Here is a 19744-nt window from a genome sequence, read left to right as displayed (position 1 = left end):
ACATTGCTCCTGTCGCAGTTGCGGAATCGTCACCACGGTATTTCTGTGATCGGAGAAGAGAGACGGTTACCCGCCAGCGCCCCGTTACTTCGCTTCCGAGAGCTGCGCGAGTCTTGTGTTGATTTCCGGCTCTACGGACATTCCGGACCGGAGCTGAGCCGCGCGGGCTTCGTCGTCGATGATGATCTTCACCGGGATTCGCTGGACGATCTTTGTGAAGTTGCCCGTCGCATTGTCCGGGGGAAGCAGGGAGAACTCGAGGCCGCTCGCTGGCGAGACGCTGTCCACGTGCCCTTTCACTTCGAGGCCTGGAAAGCTATCCACCTTGATGTCCACCGGCTGCCCCGCCCGAACGTAGGTGAGTTGCGTTTCCTTGAAGTTGGCAACGACATAGACTGAATGCAGGGGCACCACCGCCATCAACTGCGTGCCAGCGGTGACATACTGTCCAACGCGGATCGAGCGTGCGCCGACTGTTCCGTCGACCGCTGCGACGATACTCGTGTAAGAGAGGTTCAGTTCGGCCTGTTGCGCGGCTGCGGCGGCTCGTTCCCGTTGAGCGACCGCCTGGTCGCGCTGGCTCTTGAGAACCGGCACCCTGTCGTGCGCGGCGATCAACGCAGCCTGGTCGCGTTGGACTGCGGCGGTCGCCTGATCCATCAGAGAGCGGCTTTGTTCCGCACGCGACTGCGTCCCCGCCCCGGTGCTGATCAGGCGCGTATTCCTCTGGGCCTCGGACTTTGCAAAGACAAGCGAAGCATTCGATGCATCGACCGACGCCTGAGCCTGACCGATGACCGATCTCTGCAGTTCGATCTGCGCGTCGATATTCGTGATCGCAGCCTCCGACGCCTTCACGTCGGCCCGCGCCTGATTCAGTGCCGCCTGGAAGTCACGATCGTCGATCCGCGCAAGAACCTGCCCTGCAGTTATGGCGTCGTTGTCATTAACGAGCACCTCCTTGACGTAGCCGGCCACCTTCGGAGCAACCGTCGTGTAGTCTGCCTTTACATAGGCGTTATCGGTGGACTCGATAAATCGGCCGACGGTCCAGTAGTGGTGGCCGAAGTGGACGCCATACGCCCCTCCGGCTAGCAGGACCAAGGCAAGCACACCCTTCTTGACGGCAGATTTCCGGCGGGGAGCGGCAACAGGCGTGGACGCGACCTGTTCGGCGGGTGTTGCTGCGGGATCGTCTCCGTTTATGCCGGGATCCGTGGACTCGAATTCTTCCTTACGGGGTAGTTCAACCATTGCCATCTCCTGCGATCATCGCTCGTGAGCAATCTCTCACGTCCCAAGTGCCCTATGTCGCAGCAATTTATAATTCCTCTCTCACTTTAAAGATTATCCGCTCAGAGTGGATAATCCTCGGATCTCTTCTGCTCGGCCGAGGTTGAGGACGCGCGCCACTTTTTGATTTTCGTTGATCACGGGCTCGGACGAATTTGGGCGCGAGGCCGAACCAGACTGATGAAAAGGGCCGTCGTCTAAAGGCTGGCTGATCTCGAACAGATGCACCCGCGCTGCCGGAGAACAAGCCGGCGCGGCGCGGGCGCGAGATGATCCGACCTGCTAGCGGTACTGAAAACCGAGGTCTAAGTCGGCGAGGATACAGGCGATGAGGCAGCGATCGAATGGTTGTTCAAACGCATGCAGTCGTCTAGTTCGGCCCTAACCCAGCAAGCGGTCAGTAGTCCCAGAAGACTGGCACCCAACGAAAGTGGTCACCGGTGACCGCCACATGGCCGACGGACGGAAACGGTAGATGAGTGGCCACCAGCAGTTCACTGTTCGCCGCCAACTCCCGCAAGAGACGCACCCGGACGCGGGCTGCCTCCTCGGGGTCATGTTCGAAGCCGTTGTACCAGTCGGGGTGTTCGAACCCGACCGCGAACACGGCGTCGCCGGCGAAGGTCAGTCGTTCGCCGCCGGACGCCAGGCGGACGACGCTGTGCCCTGGAGTGTGGCCGCCGGTGCGATGGACGACTACCCCCGGTGCCACCTCGTGTTCCTCATCGAATAGCCGTAGCTGACCACGGTACTCCTTCGAGAACTGCTTGGCGGCCGCCCGAAGCGCGTCCGGGAACCCCGGCGGCATGGAGACGTGAGAAAAATCGGGAGCCTCCCAGAACTTGATTTCGGCGGCCGCCACGTGGATGCGCAGGTCCGGACGCAGGCTGTCCTTCACCCCGTCGATGAGCAGCCCGCCAATGTGGTCCATGTGCATGTGGGTAAGCACCACGTCGGTCACGGACGCAAGATCGATGCCGGCTGCCTCCAGCCGCTTGATCAACTGCCCGGCCCGCGGCAAGTTCAGGTCCGGGTCCAACCCTAGCCCAGCGTCGATGAGTATGGTCTGCTCGCCGCTGCGCACCACGACCACGTTCAGCGCCCAATCATAAGCGTCCGGCGGCAGGAACATGTCGTCCAGCCAGGCGGCCCGGTCCGCGGCGTCGGCATTGTGTCCCAACATCTTGGTTGGCAGCGGCAGCACCCCGTCGCTGACCACCAGGACATCGATTTCGCCGATCCGCAGCGCGTAGCGCGATGGAACCAACTCGCCAGTTCCTGGCTTGCCCAGATGAAAGGTGTTTTCCAAGCTGCTATTTGTCTGCTGCGGATTCATACGGGGTGTTGTTTCGGCCTGCGACATGACGCGCTCCTGTTTTGCGTGAAGACTAGCCTGTCACTCTCCACCCGGTAGGACGCGGATGTCACATACCGTCATGGATCCGGCGCTCGAACCTATGTTTCTGAAAGTGTCACTTTCGAGCGCTCCTTGGTGGCGGCTCCAGCAACCCTACAACCACCCTCAAACGCCTGTAATCCAAACTTAGGTTTGGGATTGGCCGCTAGCCGCAGGCGCTGGGCAAGACTAATTAGCTCTTCTTGACGGCAACGTTATCAAGGACCGCGTGCAGGCCCTTCGCCAACTTCTGCGCGTCGTCATTTGCCGCCGCTCAGAGAGCGCTTGCGGAAAGCTCGAAAGAGACCGGCGCTGTGATCGAGAGCATCACCCTCAGCCTGCCCGGTCAGTCAACGCCGCCCTGTGGATAAGTGGAACGGCGTACAAAACGACGACCGTCACAACGTTACAAAAATTCCATTAACTTATTGCTTTAATTTATATTTTTCAATTTCGAATCTCTCCACTCCGACCATTTTTCCCTAAATTCACGGCATGACTAACGATCGCGGCCTGGCCTCCGAGCGAGAATTGCTGCGGCTTTTTGCCTCCCCCCGCTAAAGCACATGTTCTTGGCTCGCTCCGGAGCAGCAATGGTACTAACGCGCGAAAATTGCGCAGAAACCCGTTGTTAAGGCGGCATAAGGTATCATTCACCATATTCAGCTGCACTTTGTTAACTCTACGGGGAGTCTCAGTATGTCGTTCTTGCGGATTTCACTCACTCTCGTCGTGACCGCACTTGCCCTGCCGGTTTGCGCCGCGGACCTTGCACTCGATGTCCCAGAGATGCCCGTTGCACCTGCCCCAGTTTTCAGCTGGACCGGACCCTATGCTGGCCTGCGCGGCGGCATAGGTTTCCTGAGCAGCGATTTCAGCATACCCGGCGCCAGTTCTTCCGAGGATTTCAACGGCGGCCTGGTCGGCGGCTTCGTCGGCGCGAACTATCAGATGGATACCATCGTCGTCGGTATTGAGGGCGATCTTTCCTACAATTGGAACAAGAAGGATCTGATTGTCTTTGGCACGCCAACAGAGGCAGGTACAGATCTCTCCGGCTCAGTCGTCGGCCACGTCGGCTATGCCGTCGACCGCGCCCTGATCTTCGCCACAGCGGGCTGGGCCACCACGCGTGCCACCATCGATACGCCTGCCGGCGATGCGGACAAGACCTTCAACGGCTGGACGGTCGGTGCAGGCCTCGACTACGCCTTTACCGACAACCTCTTCGGTCGGGCAGAATATCGCTACAACGATTACAGCGACGAAGAGATCCAGGGAACCGACGTCGATCTCGACGAGCAAATCGTTTCGGCGGGCATCGGCGTCAAGTTCTAGCCGCCACCCAGGCTGCAGAGACGGCAAAGAACAGGCGCTCCGATGGGCGCCTTCTACTTCTTCCTTGTGGTCGTTGCGCTCATCGCCTTGTCGCCGGGCTTAATGCCGAGCTTGGCTGTCACGCCGGCATTGAGTTCGATCACGAACTTCACCTCCGTCATCGAATCGATGATGTCTCGTGAGTACGGCACCGCGTTCTGCTTTATGCTGCGGACCGTGCCCGTCGAATCGACAAACAGCATATCGAGCGGCAGGATGGTGTTGTCCATCCACATCTGCACCCGCCGCGAAACGCCGAAATCGAAGATCATGCCGGCGTCTTCGGCCATCTCCTTGCGATACATGAGGCCACGCTGGCGCTGTTCGTTCGTTTCGGCGATCTCGACGATGAAGTTCAGTCGCTTGCCGGTAGCCGTCTGAATGATCAACGGTTCCTTGTCAAAGGTCATCGGCTCTTGGGAAAGAGCCGGACGGGCAATGATGAAAAAAAGCGCCGCAAGGGCGCTTCTGATCCAATGGGCGGGCATACGCATCAGTGCGCGCGGCTCACCGGGCTCGGCACGTCTGGATGGATCTCGGCAGCCATCAAGCCCTTGTCGCCATCGCCGTAACGCACGAGCACAACCTGACCCGGGCGCAACTCGGTGAGACCGAACCGGCGCAACGTTTCCATGTGGACGAAAATGTCTTCCGTGCCTTCGCCGCGCGTCAGGAAGCCGAAGCCCTTGGTGCGGTTGAACCACTTGACCAGCGCGCGCTCAAGCCCGCTCGTCGCCGTCACCTGCACATGCGTGCGAACCGGCGGCAGCATCGAAGGATGTACGGCCGTCGACTGATCCATGGAGAGAATCTTGAATGCCTGATAGCCGCGTTCACGGCGCTGGATCAGCGCGACGATCCGTGTACCTTCGAGAATTGTCTGGTAGCCGTCTCGGCGCAGGCAGGTCACATGAAGAAGGACATCCTGCATGCCGTTGTCCGGGACGATGAAACCGAAGCCCTTGGCCACGTCGAACCACTTGACGACGCCAGTGATTTCAATGAGGTCGACCGCTTCCCCCGCGAGTTGATCGAGGTCGGTGAATTCCTTCGATGAAATCCTGTCAGCCATGTCGCCAGCCCCTCAATACGCGTCACACTGTTACGGTTAACTGATTCTTGAGATCAAGATTAACATGTTGGTAACGGATTAGCGCAAGTCCTACTTTTCGATTATTCCCAATTGCCGATCATACCCCGCTGTCTTGCCCGAAGCTGGTGTTCCGCCACATAAGAATCCAACGCCCCGCATTAGAGAGGAAATAGAATGCGTTATCTCCACACCATGGTCCGCGTGAAAGATCTGGACGCCTCCCTGCATTTTTACACCACGCTCTTCGGCCTCGAAGAAGTCAGGCGCACAGAGAACGAGAAGGGCCGCTTCACTCTCGTCTTTCTTGCAGCTCCCGGCGACAAGGCCGAGGCCGGCGCCAAGGGCGCGCCCTGCCTGGAATTGACCTACAACTGGGATACCGAAGACTATACAGGCGGGCGCAATTTCGGTCATCTCGCCTATGAGGTCGACGACATCTATGCCATCTGCCAGAAGCTCATGGACAGCGGCATCACGATCAACCGGCCGCCGCGCGACGGCCACATGGCCTTCGTGCGCTCGCCGGACGGTATCTCGATCGAGATTCTGCAGAAAGGTGGCAGCCTCCCGACGGCCGAACCTTGGGCTTCGATGGGCAATACCGGCGCCTGGTAAGCCGAGGCTTTTGCGAGGCTTGCGGCTTTTGCGATTTCGGACCTGCGTGTCCGCATCGCGCTTGCCGCAGGCTAATGGCGCAGGCACTCTCCAGCCGACTCAAGGCGAACGACGCGATTTTGGCGCGGCTTGCGCCATCCTCTGGAGAATGCTCGCGTGCTCGCTGTTGAAAAGCGGTTACCTTTCAGACCTGCCCTGCTGATCGCAACATCGGCGACGCTGCTGCTCACCGGCTGCATGTCGGACAAGAAGGCTGCCGATGCCGCGGCCGTCGTCGCCCCAGTCGAACCGGCAGCAGTGGCGCAGCAAGCCGCCGCAACCACGCCTGCCCAACCCGGCTATCGCGATCCCATGGTGGCGAATGTATCGGGCTCTCAGCCTGCGCAGGCTCTGAACGCGCAGCCTATGGCAGCAGGATCGGCCGTTTCTGCTCCCGCCAATATCGGCGGCTTGGCAATGCAATCAACCGGCATCAATGCGCAGGCGATGAGCATCTTTTCGGTACGCACGCTGCCGCAGAACAATCCGACCTCGACCCAACTGCAGCCGGCCGGTGGTAGCGCCTACGCGCCGGTTGGTGTCAGCCCCACGCGCTCGAGCGTGTATAGCAGCCAGGTTCCGGTCGATCAGTCCCAGCAAACACAGCAGGGCCAGCCGCTATTGCCACAGCAATCCTCACAGAACACGAGCGCCCCGACGCAGAGCGCCTCATTCTCGACGGGAGCCCTGGCAGGCCAGACGATGAATGCGCTCTACAGCGCGCCCAGGCAAAACTTGCTCGGCAGTCTTTCCGGATTGCTGCAAAAAGCCTCCCTGCCCGGCATGACGCGGATTGCGCCCAACGGCCTGCATCTTCAAAACGACAAAGTGGAAGTCGGCTGCTTCAAGCCGAACTTGCTGAACGTGATCAAGGCGGTCGAAACGCATTTCGGCAAACCGGTCGTCGTCACCTCGGGCTACCGCGACCCGGACCACAACCGCATGGTCGGCGGCGCCGAAGAATCCATGCACAAGACCTGTGACGCGGCCGACATTCAGATCGACGGCGTGTCGAAATGGGATATCGCAAGCTATATCCGCTCGCTGCCGGATCGCGGCGGTGTCGGCACCTACTGCCATACCGACTCTGTCCACCTCGACACCGGAAAGAACCGGGATTGGAACTGGGGTTGTGGAGGCAGGACTGCTCCGGCGACCATCGCGCACGCCCTGTGACGCTGCTGTTCAGGCGTTCACAACGCTACGTAAGTTCGCTGGATGAATTGCGAACACCGACCAATAGTATTTTGATTCGGCTGCAATAAACGGCATTTCGCACCCGCATAAAATTCCTGCGATTATTATGAAAAAAATCGAATTTGCCGCTTGCGGGATTTAAAGTGCCTGACTATAAGGGCGCCACCGCGAAGGAAGCGCCCTTCGTCTATCGGTTAGGACACCAGATTTTCATTCTGGGAAGAGGGGTTCGACTCCCCTAGGGCGTGCCACTTCAAATTCTCCATTCAATGTTTTCAATACCTTATGAGCGGCATTTGCTAGCGCCGTTTCCCTGCTAGCAGATTTTCGTTTTCGTCCGTTCTCATGGTCACTTCACCTTGCCCATGGCACCCTTAGCCAGCTTCTTCTGGTTGATGTCTGCCACGTAGCGGAGCCCGGTCCCGAGGGAATAACAAGGCTCCCGCTGCCAATCACGCCTCCGTCCGCAAGGGGTGGCACGCGTCCCGAGTTGATGGCATCTAGAAGAGCACGTTGTCGAGCGACCGCTGCGGCGTTGACGACGTTTCCCCGTTGCTGAGTATTCCCGCGCTCTTTCGGAGTCTCATAGCCCAGCCTTGCGTCCGTCAGTGTCCGTCGAATAAAATGGCGCAATGGCTAAGCAGGTCCTCTTCGTTCAAGGAGCAGGCGAAGGCGTCCACGACCACTGGGACAACAAGCTCGTGGCGAGCCTCGCGCGCGAGCTCGGCAAAAGCTATGCCATCCGCTATCCCCGAATGCCCGGTGAAGACGATCCTAGCTACTCAGTCTGGAAGGCTGCCTTGGCGAAAGAGTTCGACTCGCTGGGGGACGAGGCAATTCTCGTAGGTCACTCGTTCGGCGGCACCATTTTGATCCATGCGCTTGCCAAGCAGCCGAAGCTGAGATTCGGTGGGTTGTTTGTCATCGCTGCGCCGTTCTTCGGTGAAGGCGGATGGCCAAGCGACGACATGGGTGACTGCGGCGACGTCTCAGAACGCCCTTCGCCCGGCATTCCCCTCTATCTCTATCATAGCATTGACGACGCGGAGGTGCCCGCTACGCATGTTCATCTCTATGCGAAAGCGATTCCGCACGCCGTGGTTCGGATGTTCGAACGCAAGGATCACCAGTTCAACAATGATTTGAGCGACGTCGCGCGGGACATCCGTTCACTGTACTAAGCTGAGGGCATCGGTTCGCGCCCGGCCAAGCAAGACCAAACAAGTCGTCGCCATCTCCGCTTTCACAAAGCTCGAACGTCTTGTCGAACTGCCTGTTCGTTCCTATTTCTTTGCCTGATGCGCCCTTCGTCTATCGGTTAGGACAACAGATTCTCATTCTGTAAAGAGGGGTTCGATTCCCCTAGGGCGTACCAGACCTCTCGATTGTGGATTGCACGCAGGATGGCACGTACGCGCCACTGGCGCGATCACACTCGTCATGTTTGCCGATCATACCTCGCGATCCGTCTAGGTCATAAAAATCAGCCTAACCTGCATAATCCGCTCTATTTCGACGCGACGACAAGCAGACCCACCGTTTTCTGACGACGCTTTGCGAGCATCTGATTTCGCTCGAGAGCGAGCTGAACCGCCTGGATAGCCGCGTTGGCGATGGCGATACGGGCTCCACCGTGGCGACAGGAGCGCGCAGTATTCTTTCGCGCATCGACACGCTGCCGCTGAAGGATCCCGCCGCCTTGATGGCCTCGGCCGGTGAGATCCTGAGCACCAGCATGGGCGGCTCCAGCGGCGTGCTGCTCTCGATCTTCTTCACGGCCGCATCCAAGGCCATGGCGGAAAAGGCTGATATCGCTGCCGCCCTGCTTGCCGGGCTCGATCGGATGACGTTCTATGGCGGAGCCAGTGTCGGCGACCGTACAATGGTCGACGCACTGGCTCCGGCGCTTGCTGTTTTAACATCAGGTAATGTCGCCGGAGCGGCAAAGGTTGCGGCAGCCGGTGCCGAGTCGACAAAGGCAATGCGAAAGGCAAAGGCGGGCCGCGCCTCTTACGTCGGCGAGAAGGATCTGGAGGGCGTGCCGGATCCGGGAGCTGTCGCTGTGGCAAACGTATTCGAGGTGGCGGCAACGTTGATATAAACAGGGCGGACCTCCGTGCAATCAGAAGCCGCTGATCAGTTCTACCTTCGAGCCGTCAGTGAAGCGCGAGAGTCGGAACGCGCTCGCGTCCACGACAGGCGCCCTGCCCGTGACGATGTCAGCCATCAATCGTCCAGCTGCCGGCCCAATTCCGAAGCCATGCCCGGAAAACCCGGTAGCAATGTGGAAGCCGGGAATGGCGTCGACCGCCGAGATGACAGGCACGGCATCCGGCGTAACATCGATGTAGCCGCCCCAACGCTGCGCGATTTCCACCTTCTCGAACATCGGAAACGCCCTCTTCAGGCCTCCGAGTGCATCCTGCGTCAACTTCTTCGAGGGCACTGGATCGAGAACCCGGTGATACTCGAACGGACTTGCGTCATCCATCGACCAGCGCCGCGGAATACGCAACTCGTCGAAGTAGCGGCCAGCAAGGCGGAAGGAAAGCGACTTCCACTCCGACCTCAAGGCCGGCAGAAACGCTGAAGCATAGCGGAACGAGGCTGGCACGATATCGACGATGTTGTCGTGTCCGCAGGCGACGGTATAACCACCGTCCTGTCGCTTGCGGATCGCGAAATCCTTCGCCCAGATGGTCTGTTCCGGGCCACCCTCCAGCGGCTTTGTGCGCATCACGCTGTTCAGCACCTTGAGCTGCGGCAGGTCGATGCCGAACCGACCGGCAAACAGGCTGGACCAGGCCCCGCCAGCCAGAACCACAGCCTTGCAGGCGATCGCACCACGCTCCGTCACTACGCCGCTGACGGCGCCTGCCGCGGTCTCGATGCCGCGTACGGCGCATTCCGTCAGAATGGTCGCTCCCTTATCGCGCGCCGCTTCGGCGATCGCCGGTGCCGCCTTCTGCGGCTCCGCCCGGCCGTCAGCCGGAGTGTAGAGGGCTCCGGCGATGTCCAGCCTGGATTCGGGAACAGTCTCGGCGAATTCCCGCGCCGTCAGCATGCGGGATTCGATCTCGTAGCCGTCCAGATTGGTGCGCCAGCGTTCGTGGTCGGCCTGTTCCTTCTCGTTGGCGCAGATGAAGATGATGCCGGCGCGCTTGAATCCCGCATCGCGCCCCGTGCGCTTGTCGAGGCCATCCCAAATTCTCAGCGCCTCGGCCATCAGCGGCACCTCGCGCGGATCACGCATCGAAATCCGCACCCAGCCCCAGTTTCGGCTCGACTGTTCCTTTCCGATCCCGCCCTTCTCGCAGAGCGTGACGCGCAAGCCACGTTCGGCGAGCTCCAGCGCCGTAGAGCAACCGATAATGCCGCCGCCGATCACCACGACGTCGCACTCTTTCGGAAGTTCCTCGTCACCATGGACGGGAACGACATACGGACCGGGCATGAGGGATTGTCTCCTGGCAGGGCTTCAAGATCGTTCGACTATGGTAGCCCTACAACCCCGCCACGCGTTTAGAAACCCTGCCCACGCTTTTGTCAGATACCTGCCACTCTCAGGATTGCTTGAAGGCAAAGACATCGACGGGCTCGCCCAATCCCCTGAGGGGGAACGAGCCGAGGCTTTCCATGCCCTCCTCACACGTCGCCATCTCGACGAAGGCTCTGGAGAAGAGTACCGGACGCTTGATCTCCTTCGTCAAGCTTTCCAGGCGCGAGGCGACGTTGACCGCGGGTCCTATGACCGTAAAGTCGAGCCGCCGGCGCGAGCCGATGTTGCCATACATCACGTCCCCAACATGCACGCCGATGCCGTAGCGCAGGACCTCGCGACCATCACGCCCATTCTGCTCGTTCAGGGCGGCAACAGCGCCCGCTGCCTCCTTGATCGCCGCCAGCAGGTTCCTGCAGGCCATCGGATCGGCCAGCGGGAAGATCGCCAGCATGCCGTCGCCCATGAACTTGAGGATCTCGCCGCCATGTTTTTCGATCGGCTCCGACATCGCGTCGAAATAGCCGTTGAGCAAGTCGATCACGTCGTCGCGAGGCCACTGATCCGAGATCGTCGTGAAATCGCGTAGGTCACAGATCAGGATTGCCGCACCGACGGTCGTACCGCTGCCGCGTGTCGTCGCCCCGGCAAGGATCTGTCCGCTGGCATGGGGACCAACGTAGGTTTCCAGCAAAGTCCGCGCGAGAATGTTTTTGATGCGAATCTCGGTGACAAGCGTCAAGGCAGGCAAAATGTCCTTGAGGAAGGCGATATGTTCCTCTGCAAAGCCGCCGGGCCGATCGCTGGAAAAGGTCGCAATATGCCGTTTGCCAAGCGTGTGTTCCATTGGCCAGGCGATATACTCTGTGAGCCCGTCACGTATCAGTTCGTCATAGAACTGATGGTGGCCGTCGCCGTCGCGCATCGTCTCGAGGTTTTTGCGGACTTCAGTCGCACCGCTGAAGATCTCGTTCACGGGGCTGTTGCGGAACTGCGGTGTGTTCTCGACACCGTAACCGAATGTGTCGATCTTGGCCTCGGCCAAACCGGTTTTCCAAAGAATACGTGCTCCGAGCCATTGCGGATGGAGCGTCCTGAAGTGCAACGATGCGCGCGCGACGGGTACACCCTCGTCCCGCAGCCGCTGGCACATTTGCACGAATATGTTGTCGATGAAGCGCTCGTCGCGCGTTTCAGTGACCAGCCAATCAATGATCTTTCGCCGACGCGAGGGCCACACGCCTTCGCTCTGGTCCATGAAATACAAAGGCACATCGGAAAGGGATTGCATGGCTACGCTCCACAAACACAGTCGCTTCCCGATTGAGGGAAGACATTACTCATCCACTAGATGGTGCACGACACGTCAGATTGAAATAGCCGAGACCATCCGAGTATGATTCGTGCTGCTTTTAGCCGAGCATACGCCGGGTCTCTGCAATCGTCGCGGCGCTCGCCGCCAACGGCCGATATTCCAGCCCGATCGCACCACCGTAGCCATGTTCGACGAGCCAATCGACGCGCCGCTTAAGGTCGATATCGCCGCTGCCCGGCTCGTTCCGTCCGGGATGATCGGCGATATGGATGTGGAAAACCCGGTCGATGTTGCCGCCAATCACCTCGGCCGTGTCCTCTCCCATGACGGCGGAATGATAGACATCGTAAACGATGCCGATCTCCGGACGGCTCGTCGCCTTTACGATCTCGATGCCTTCGACCGTTGAATGAAGGAAATAGCCAACGTGATCGATCAACGTGTTGAGTGGCTCGAGACCAAGGCGGACCCCGCTGCCCTCGAGAATCTCGCCAGCGGCGGTCAGGGTTTCGACCAGCGCCGCCTTCTGCTCTTCGCGAGACTTGCCGGGAAGGTCATCGCCCGCCTGCGCAATCAACGTGTGGGCACCGAGGCGCCTGGCCATTTCCACGGAACCTTTCAAGCCTTTCAGGAACGCGTCCTTATTGGCGCGATCGGTAAGGGCAATCATCGGTTCTGCAACAAAACTACTGAGTTCTATACCGGTTTCCGTCAGCGCCCACTCGATGCTGCCGATATCCTTGTTCGTCCACTTCCAGAATTCGACGGCCTCCGCGCCATGTGCATGCGCAAGCCGGATCCTGTCCGCAAAGTTGTCGGCTTCGGCTGCGAACAGCCATTCGATGCAAGCGGAAAGTCTCATGGCGGCCTCGCTCAACCGGGAGCTTTTCTTCCTGACAATAGTCGAGCAGCGGCGACAGGCATATGGCAAAAACCTTCCATGCTCCGTTTCTGTCTTGACGTCATATTCAGCATTGCTAACGTGCAGGTGCGTATTAATCTCCCAACTACGCCCGTCATCATTGACGGGCGTATCTTTTCCGGCTCGACGTAGAAGACAGGATTTGCGGCAGAGGGACGATGGCTGCTGTGGGCGTATCGTTTGGCAAAGCAGGCATCGTAATGGTGGTAGCCGGCTTTCTGCTGGCGTTTCCACGGATGGCCCATTCCCAGCCGCCTGCCGCCACATCGCATCGCGTCTGCGTCTATTCGCTTGCGGTACCGAACTCCGGCGAGCGGCTTTGCATCACACGCGAAACATATGGCCGCGATCTCTGCGTCGCGATCGATCACTTCGCGCGGGAAAACCACCTACCGCCGGAATATTTCGCCCGCCTGATCTGGCGGGAGAGCCGCTTCAGGGCGGGCGCCATCAGCCCCAAGGGCGCGCAGGGCATCGCACAGTTCATGCCCCATACGGCCAGGCTGCGCGGCTTGAGGGATAGTTTCGATGTCCTCGAATCCCTCAAGGAATCAGCACGATATCTCGACGAGCTGCGAACACGCTTTGGCAATCTCGGCCTTGCGGCCGCAGCCTACAATGCCGGCGAGCAGGGACTTGCAGACTATCTCGATAAAGGCCTGCTGCCCTTCGAGACGCGCAGCTACGTCCTTGCCATTACTGCGAATACGATCGAACAATGGAAGAACAACCCTCCTGATGAGGCCGCGCAATTTCTGACCTCGGACAAGCCCTTCATCGATGGTTGCATCGAGCTTGCCAGCAAGCGCCGGCTGACCGAAACCGCCTCGGTTCAACAGGGGCCGTGGGCACCGTGGGGCGCGCAGCTTGCGGCACATAACAACGACGCAGCCGCCCTTCGCCTGTTTTCGGCGGCCGCACGTCAGCTTCCGGCATCGCTCGCGGGTGAAGAGCCGGTCATCGTACGCGTGCGTGACCGCAGCTTCGGCTTCAGGCCGCGCTACGCAGCCCGTATCGGCAGGCAGACACGCGCCGAAGCCGACAAGGTCTGCGTGACCGTCCGCGCCGCCGGAGCGGCCTGTACCGTTTTTCGAAATTGAGACAGTTTCGAATATTGCAGCGAAGACTTTTCTAGCGCGGCCATGAACATTGGCGCGAGTTGTGCGTTTCCCCCGCGGGAGGAAAGGCCATGCACAGCACATCAAACAGACAGATCAGAAATCCGGGGCCGCGGGGTCGGAGTATCGTCAACCAAGGCAGACGCACCGGCGCCGATTCCGCAGAAGAGCGCAAGCTGCACAAACTCCTCAAACGCCACGCCCCTGAACAAGATATTCAGCCGAGTGGCATCAGTAAGCCGCCGAAACTTCGATAGCGGCCGCCGAACCGAAAGTATCAGTCGGTCAGGAAATCCGGGGCAGTCTGCTGATAGGTCAACTTGAGTGTTCCATCAGGCTGGACCACGTATTTCTCGAACGTGCGGTAACCCCATTTTCCCAGGAACGTGTTCTTGATCACCGTTCCAGGTGGGTATGGTGAGTGCGCGACGCGTCCATAGGTCAGGCTTCCAGGTATGGGCTCAAGCGGCGGCACAGTTGTGTTGCAGCCGGCAAGCGCCATTGCAACGAGTATCGCGGCATATCTCACGGTTTCCTCCCATGCCGACCCTTAAAAAGCTGGCCGCATGAGAATGCGGCCGGCTTTATGCGCGATCGCCGAGCGATTGCCGGCGAGACACTGTTAGCCTTGCGGCGTCAACGTCATGGACGTTCCGGTAGCAGCAACATTGATGCCGAGCTGGCCGGTGACGCTCAGCGTCTGCAATTGGACCGAGCCGCTAGTGCCGCCAACGAGGATGTTGGCACCGACACCAGCAACAAGCGTCGCTTCAGCCGATGCGCCTTGATAGAGGCCACCCAGCGAACCGCGATGGTATCCCGTGGTCGGTGCAAACACCGCCCATACGATCCGGCCGCGCGTGGTGAACCCGACATCGACGCCCAACTTACGGATCGCGCCGGTGTATCGATCCTGCGCCTCGCTACCCGAGGTCGGGCTGAAGACGCAATCAACCGATTTTGCCGAACCGAGGACGTAACCGACGCCACCACCGACATCGCAAGTAAGTATCCCGATCTTGACCCCGTCACGCACGTCGGCCTCGGGCGCTTGGTAGGTGGTCGCCAAATCGGCCGCGACAACGCTTGAGGCCAAGGCTTGCATCAGGGATGCGGCAGCAACAACGGTTGCGATCTTCTTCATCATTTTCTCCTTGTATTGCACGGCGATAGATAGCGTATCGCTGCGGTTTACCAATGCCGTTGATGCATGGCTGCCCTTCGTATCTTGCAGCCTAAATGAAGCTATTCGGGAAGCATCCGCGCCGTCGCGACCGGCACGACACTGCCTACCTGGTCGCCAAACAGCGCGATCACGGCGAAGCACAAAGGCGTCGCCGTGATCCGTGTGCTCAGACCGTGAGGTAGTCCGAGCTAGTTGAGATTTTCGAACTGAGCCATGTTCTGCTGGGTCACGAGCTGGAACGGGATCCAGACCTCGCGATCCAGTTTCTCGCCTCTCACGGCCTTTAAGGCTGCGTCAATCGATCCCTTGCCCTGCCCCTTCGCGTCCTGGAAGACGGTGACCTTCAGGTCTCCAACCTTCATTGCCTGCAGGGCCTCAGGCGTGGCGTCGATGCCGGCGACGAGGATCTTGTCGGTCGACGCACCTGAATTCTTGAGTGCGGCAATGGCACCCAGCGCCATTTCGTCATTGTTGGCGATGACCGCATCAAATTCGAGACCCGAGGTCAGCCAATTCGAGACCAGATCGGCACCGTTGACGCGGCTCCAGCTTCCGACTTGCTCCTGAACCACGTTCAGGCCGCTGCATTCGGGCGTCTTGATAACGTCATGCACATCCTGCGTCCGCTGACGGGCGGCCTGGCTGGTCAGATCACCAATCATGATAACGACATTTCCCTTGCCGCCGAGCATCCGACAGACTTCCTTCGTCTGCAGCGTCCCGGATTCGACTTCGTTGGAACCAACGAAGGCCTGCTGCTTGCCGAGCGTCGACAGATCAGTTGGCTGCACGTTCACGTAGATGAGCGGAATGCCGGCCTCTTCGGCAACCTTGCTGAGCGCGGGAGTGCCATCGGAATCGACAGGATCCACGATGATCGCCGACACGCCGCTGCTCGCAAAGTTGCGAACCTGATCCAGCTGCTTGTTGACGTCAGTCGTTGCATCTTCGATCTGCAATTCCACGCCGATCGACTTGGCGTAGGCGTCCATACCGTTGACGATCAGCGTCTGGAAGTTGTTCGACAGCGTTCCCATTGAAACGCCAATGCGTTCGGCGGCATGAGCTTGAGTTGCAAGCACCAGTGCGAGCGCGCTGGCGCTCAAGAGTTTGAACATGTTCTCCTCCCAGAGATGGTGCGGCACCCGATGTCCGCATCAAGACGGTAGTTGCGCCCGCTTCCCTCGTCCGCGAAAATTGTGATGAAAAAACCTCATCTTGAGAGGTTCGCCGGCATCTATGAAAGCAAGAGCCCGGCGTATCGCCGGGCTCTAAGCTCAGGAGGATGATTGATCTCTCAACTTGCCTGCTGCTGTCCGCGCGCCTTCTTTTCCTGGCGCCGGCGCGCCTGCTCCATGAACCGCTTGTCCATCCGCTCCTGCGCCTCAGCCGAGCCGTCGTGGAAGGTGCCGAACCACTTGTCGAGGGGGATCACACCGTCAGCGTAGTTGCACTCGAAGTACTTATGATGGAGGTAGTGGTCGTAGGCGTGGGTGTCGATCGCGCTGTCCTCGCCGAAGACGATCTTGTCGAAGCCGGCATGACCGGGGGCTGGAGCAAGCCCCGCATGCACGAGGTGAAACATCGCATGGACGGGGTTGGACGGCACGATCCAATGGATCACCACGCCCGAGAAATAAAGCAGATGCTCGACGGGATGCATGGCCAGGCCGGACCAGGGGCCGGGATTGACGTTGTTGTGATGCAGCTTGTGGACGGCATGGTAGAGCGGCGGCCAGTGGATCAGACGATGCACGAGGTAGAAATGGAGGTCCCGAAACGTCGGAACAAGAAGCATGATGATGCCGCAGTAGACCGGATGATCCGCAAACGAGACGTAGGGGATAATGCCGTTCGCAAATGCCCAGAGCGTGACCGCCTCGAAGGCGGTCCAGATCGGGACCGCGCTAGCGAAGGTCCAGATCACGTTGTCGATGGTCTGATTTCCGAAGAGAAACGCGTCGTTGCCGACCGACGGCCATTTGGCATTGTACTTGAAGTTCGTTCCCTGCTTGCGCTGCATATAGAGGCGCAAATGGAACATTCCGAAAAACATGAACACGAGCGCCGCATTGCGCACCAGGAGATACGCGATCCAGCCGATGGAGAAGGTCTTCGTCGTTTCGAACGACGGCGTCGCGTATAGCCAGAGCACCGTCCCGACGACGGCATAGAGGACGTTCCAGGGCATTAGATATCCCGGATAGCCAAAGACCCACTTCAGAAATCGGATCGGCTGAACCGGCCAAACGAAGACAGGTGGGTAGGTGAGCAGTTTGGACGGCGCCCAATCGCCCCTTTTGTTGCGCTTTCCATAAAGTGTATCGTCCATTGCCACTCCTCCGCATCGATTAGCTCTGAAAATACCGAAGCAGTCGGTGGGAGCCCACACATTGCTTGAGGTGTTTTCCTCATTTTGCAACTGTGCTCATATGCTGCCGCCGACCGATAGTCTCGGCAGGAGGAGCCAAACATGTCCAAAGTGACTCTGAAGGATGTCGCCCGAGAGGCGAAGCTCGGACTGGCGACCGTCGAACGTGTCATCAATGGCCGCGGTGGCGTCACGGAGAAGACCATCGAGAAGGTCATCCGGGCAGCAAAGAAGCTCGAATACGGGACACGCCAGTCACATTTCAACCGCGGCGCAATCCGCATTGAGGTCATCCTCGTTCGCCCCGAAACGAGCTTCTTCGCCCGGCTGAATCAGGCCTTCGAACGGATCGCCGCGTCGCTCGACAAAAATGTCATTCTGCACCGGACCTTCGTCAAGGAGAGCGATCCTGTTGGCATGGCGCGTCACGTTGCCAATCCGGCGTTCCGGCGCTCCGGGCTGATCATATGCGCACCCGACGATCCGAGGGTCAGCGCAAGTCTCCGCAAGGTAAGCGCGGCCGGCGTGGAAGTGGTTCAGATCGTTGCCCGTTGCGATCCCGATATTCCGTTCGTCGGCATTGACGACTACGCAGCCGGTCGTTGTGCCGCCTACTACATGACCGGCATGCTTGGTTCCCGCGGCGGAAGGCTGGTTGCCCTCTGTCATAGCGGTGCCTACGCAAATCACCGCCAGCGCATCAAAGGATTTTCCGACTACATCGCCGAGAAAGGTTCTCCGGAGCATTCCTTCTCGCTTGTCATGTTCGGCCATGACGACGATCTTCAATCGGCTGAACTCTTGAGCGAAGCGCTTCGCCACAACCCTGAGATCATCGGCGTCTATTCGGCAGGTGGCGGCGACGAAGGCGTGGCGATCGTCCTGCAGCAGTGGGCTAAGCAGAAAGATGTCTTTTGGGTCGGCCACGAGCTGACGGACAAGAAGAAGCGCCATTTGCAGTCCGGTCTCATGGACATATGCATCGACCAGACGCCCGAGGTTCAGGCGCGCCGGGCTGTCGACATGATCCTGCACAAGCTCGACATTGTCAGAGCCGAGATCATAACCGATCCCGTGCGCTTCATGACGATCAATGCCCAGAACGTTTAACCGCTTTGCATTTGATCAAAACACCTCAACGAACGCCTCGCCACGACCGCAATTTCATGCTGTTTAGCCCTCAACTGAACTTGTGGAGGCGCTGATGCAATCCCTATCCGTCTTCCAGTCGCTTTGGGCTATGGAACGTCGCAGCGCCATCCAGCCTGAACTCTCGCTTGAAGAACGCATCGAGCAGATCGCAGAAGCCGGCTTTGATGGGGTAAGCGCCCATTGGTACGACCGGAACTACGTCAGGCGCTTGCACTCGCTCCTGAAGCCGCACGGCTTGAAGGCTGAAGGCCAATGCTTTCCGAAGAGTGTGGATGACCTGAAGCCGGTGCTGGAGAACGTTGCCGAATATGGTGTTGCCCATATCTGTCTGCAACCCGACGTCCGGCTTCGCCGCGTCGAGGACTGTCTTCCGCTACTCGAGGGCTGGCAGCGACTGAGCGAGGAAGCGAAGATTCCGGTTTATGTCGAGACCCATCGCGACCGGATGACGACCGACCTCTTCTTCACCCTCGACCTCTTGGATCAACTTCCCAGTCTCCGGTTGCTCGGCGATCTGTCGCACTTTCTTGTCGGGCGTGAATTTGCCTGGCCGGTATCGGCCGAGAACCATGGCATGATCCATCGCATCCTAGACAGTTCGTGGTCCTTCCACGGACGTGTCGCCTCGCGAGAACAGGTGCAAATAGAGATCTCGTTCCCTCACCACCAGCCGTGGGTCGATCTCTTCATGGACTGGTGGGAGTATGGCTTTCGGAGCTGGCGACGCCGGGCTGGCCCCAATGATACGCTCGCCTTCACCTGTGAACTCGGCCCAAAGCCCTACGCCATCACCGGCCGCGACGGGCAGGACACTACCGACCGGTGGGAGGAAGCACTGCTGCTGAAACAGCGCGTGAAGGAACTCTGGGCACGCACCGCCTGACAATTGATCGAAAACAACAATCTGGGAGGAATTCGACATGGACGTTCGCGCCGCCGTTGCCGTTGAGGCTGGCAAGCCGCTTGAAGTGATGACCGTTCAGCTGGAGGGGCCACGGGCCGGCGAGGTGCTGGTCGAGGTGAAGGCGACCGGCATCTGCCACACCGACGACTTCACCCTGTCGGGCGCCGATCCGGAAGGCCTGTTTCCGGCCATCCTCGGCCATGAGGGCGCCGGCATCGTCGTCGATGTCGGCCCGGGTGTGACCTCGGTGAAGAAGGGCGACCATGT

19 protein-coding genes, 2 tRNA genes and 1 pseudogene are annotated in these 19744 nt (G+C 59.4%); 11 read left to right on the top strand and 11 right to left on the bottom strand.

Annotation, left to right across the window (positions count from 1 at the left end):
* Nucleotides 1-84: 84 nt before the first annotated feature.
* Entirely contained in the window at nucleotides 85-1254 is a 1170-nt protein-coding gene (locus FHX09_RS17155; protein ID WP_183723064.1) for an HlyD family secretion protein, read from the bottom strand.
* 436 nt (nucleotides 1255-1690) lie between these two features.
* Entirely contained in the window at nucleotides 1691-2629 is a 939-nt protein-coding gene (locus FHX09_RS17150) for an MBL fold metallo-hydrolase (protein WP_183723090.1), read from the bottom strand.
* Nucleotides 2630-3388: 759 nt separating this feature from the next.
* On the opposite strand from FHX09_RS17150, the gene FHX09_RS17145 reads away from it, so the two are divergent.
* Nucleotides 3389-4027: an outer membrane protein gene (locus FHX09_RS17145; protein WP_132595038.1), complete on the top strand. Its 639-nt coding sequence runs from the start codon at nucleotides 3389-3391 to the stop codon at nucleotides 4025-4027.
* A gap of 53 nt (nucleotides 4028-4080) precedes the next feature.
* Here the strand turns inward: FHX09_RS17145 and FHX09_RS17140 are convergent, their stop codons facing one another.
* Both FHX09_RS17140 and FHX09_RS17135 read right to left on the bottom strand, forming a co-directional pair.
* On the bottom strand, nucleotides 4081-4560 hold the full coding sequence (locus tag FHX09_RS17140; protein WP_184450424.1) for a DUF192 domain-containing protein: 480 nt from the start codon (nucleotides 4558-4560) through the stop codon (nucleotides 4081-4083).
* Complete coding sequence (locus FHX09_RS17135; RefSeq protein WP_007535143.1) at nucleotides 4560-5138, bottom strand: cold-shock protein; 579 nt, start codon at nucleotides 5136-5138, stop codon at nucleotides 4560-4562. The genes FHX09_RS17140 and FHX09_RS17135 overlap by 1 nt, the downstream gene beginning before the upstream one ends.
* Before the next feature lie 195 nt (nucleotides 5139-5333).
* On the opposite strand from FHX09_RS17135, the gene gloA reads away from it, so the two are divergent.
* From gloA to FHX09_RS17105, 6 genes and pseudogenes are all read left to right on the top strand, one after another.
* Nucleotides 5334-5774, top strand: coding sequence for a lactoylglutathione lyase (gloA, locus tag FHX09_RS17130; protein WP_007788571.1), 441 nt, complete (start codon nucleotides 5334-5336; stop codon nucleotides 5772-5774).
* Nucleotides 5775-5930: 156 nt separating this feature from the next.
* Nucleotides 5931-6989 carry a D-Ala-D-Ala carboxypeptidase family metallohydrolase gene (locus tag FHX09_RS17125; protein WP_184450422.1) on the top strand — a complete coding sequence of 353 codons (1059 nt, stop codon included), beginning with the start codon at nucleotides 5931-5933 and terminating at the stop codon, nucleotides 6987-6989.
* Between the two features lie 197 nt (nucleotides 6990-7186).
* Nucleotides 7187-7261: transfer RNA gene (locus FHX09_RS17120), tRNA-Glu, on the top strand.
* Between the two features lie 381 nt (nucleotides 7262-7642).
* Nucleotides 7643-8191, top strand: a complete 549-nt coding sequence (locus FHX09_RS17115; protein WP_132595205.1) for an alpha/beta fold hydrolase — start codon at nucleotides 7643-7645, stop codon at nucleotides 8189-8191.
* Between the two features lie 119 nt (nucleotides 8192-8310).
* Nucleotides 8311-8385 (top strand) — tRNA-Glu (locus FHX09_RS17110).
* Between the two features lie 168 nt (nucleotides 8386-8553).
* Nucleotides 8554-9111 (top strand): annotated as a pseudogene (locus FHX09_RS17105) (DAK2 domain-containing protein); the annotation flags it as partial.
* Nucleotides 9112-9132: 21 nt separating this feature from the next.
* Here the strand turns inward: FHX09_RS17105 and FHX09_RS17100 are convergent.
* From FHX09_RS17100 to FHX09_RS17090, 3 genes are all read right to left on the bottom strand, one after another.
* Complete coding sequence (locus tag FHX09_RS17100) at nucleotides 9133-10464, bottom strand: FAD-binding oxidoreductase (protein ID WP_132595207.1); 1332 nt, start codon at nucleotides 10462-10464, stop codon at nucleotides 9133-9135.
* Between the two features lie 109 nt (nucleotides 10465-10573).
* Entirely contained in the window at nucleotides 10574-11800 is a 1227-nt protein-coding gene (locus FHX09_RS17095; RefSeq protein ID WP_132595209.1) for an adenylate/guanylate cyclase domain-containing protein, read from the bottom strand.
* 121 nt (nucleotides 11801-11921) lie between these two features.
* Complete coding sequence (locus FHX09_RS17090; protein ID WP_132595211.1) at nucleotides 11922-12686, bottom strand: TIM barrel protein; 765 nt, start codon at nucleotides 12684-12686, stop codon at nucleotides 11922-11924.
* A 218-nt stretch (nucleotides 12687-12904) separates the two neighbouring features.
* On the opposite strand from FHX09_RS17090, the gene FHX09_RS17085 reads away from it, so the two are divergent.
* A complete protein-coding gene (locus tag FHX09_RS17085; RefSeq protein WP_132595213.1) occupies nucleotides 12905-13846 on the top strand; it encodes a lytic transglycosylase domain-containing protein in 942 nt (313 codons plus the stop codon).
* A gap of 295 nt (nucleotides 13847-14141) precedes the next feature.
* On the opposite strand, the gene FHX09_RS17080 is transcribed toward FHX09_RS17085, so the two are convergent.
* The 4 genes from FHX09_RS17080 to FHX09_RS17065 form a co-directional block, all read right to left on the bottom strand.
* Entirely contained in the window at nucleotides 14142-14393 is a 252-nt protein-coding gene (locus tag FHX09_RS17080; protein ID WP_183723058.1) for a hypothetical protein, read from the bottom strand.
* A 93-nt stretch (nucleotides 14394-14486) separates the two neighbouring features.
* Nucleotides 14487-15008 carry a DUF992 domain-containing protein gene (locus tag FHX09_RS17075; protein WP_132595221.1) on the bottom strand — a complete coding sequence of 174 codons (522 nt, stop codon included), beginning with the start codon at nucleotides 15006-15008 and terminating at the stop codon, nucleotides 14487-14489.
* Between the two features lie 230 nt (nucleotides 15009-15238).
* Entirely contained in the window at nucleotides 15239-16168 is a 930-nt protein-coding gene (locus tag FHX09_RS17070; RefSeq protein WP_007790771.1) for a sugar ABC transporter substrate-binding protein, read from the bottom strand.
* A gap of 179 nt (nucleotides 16169-16347) precedes the next feature.
* The gene (locus tag FHX09_RS17065) at nucleotides 16348-17382 is read right to left on the bottom strand and encodes a sterol desaturase family protein (RefSeq protein WP_184450420.1); all 1035 of its coding nucleotides are present in this window, start codon (nucleotides 17380-17382) and stop codon (nucleotides 16348-16350) included.
* A gap of 141 nt (nucleotides 17383-17523) precedes the next feature.
* On the opposite strand from FHX09_RS17065, the gene FHX09_RS17060 reads away from it, so the two are divergent.
* The 3 genes from FHX09_RS17060 to FHX09_RS17050 form a co-directional block, all read left to right on the top strand.
* Nucleotides 17524-18531: a LacI family DNA-binding transcriptional regulator gene (locus FHX09_RS17060; RefSeq protein ID WP_007790778.1), complete on the top strand. Its 1008-nt coding sequence runs from the start codon at nucleotides 17524-17526 to the stop codon at nucleotides 18529-18531.
* A 94-nt stretch (nucleotides 18532-18625) separates the two neighbouring features.
* Complete coding sequence (locus tag FHX09_RS17055) at nucleotides 18626-19456, top strand: sugar phosphate isomerase/epimerase (protein ID WP_183723051.1); 831 nt, start codon at nucleotides 18626-18628, stop codon at nucleotides 19454-19456.
* A 37-nt stretch (nucleotides 19457-19493) separates the two neighbouring features.
* Nucleotides 19494-19744 (top strand): alcohol dehydrogenase catalytic domain-containing protein (locus tag FHX09_RS17050; protein ID WP_184450418.1); only part of this gene is annotated, 251 nt, incomplete at its 3' end.

It is taken from the genome of Rhizobium sp. BK538 (assembly GCF_014197575.1).
Lineage (GTDB): Bacteria > Pseudomonadota > Alphaproteobacteria > Rhizobiales > Rhizobiaceae > Rhizobium.
The sequence above is the reverse complement of the archived record's forward strand: the minus strand, read 5'-3'. Positions and strand labels throughout refer to the sequence as shown.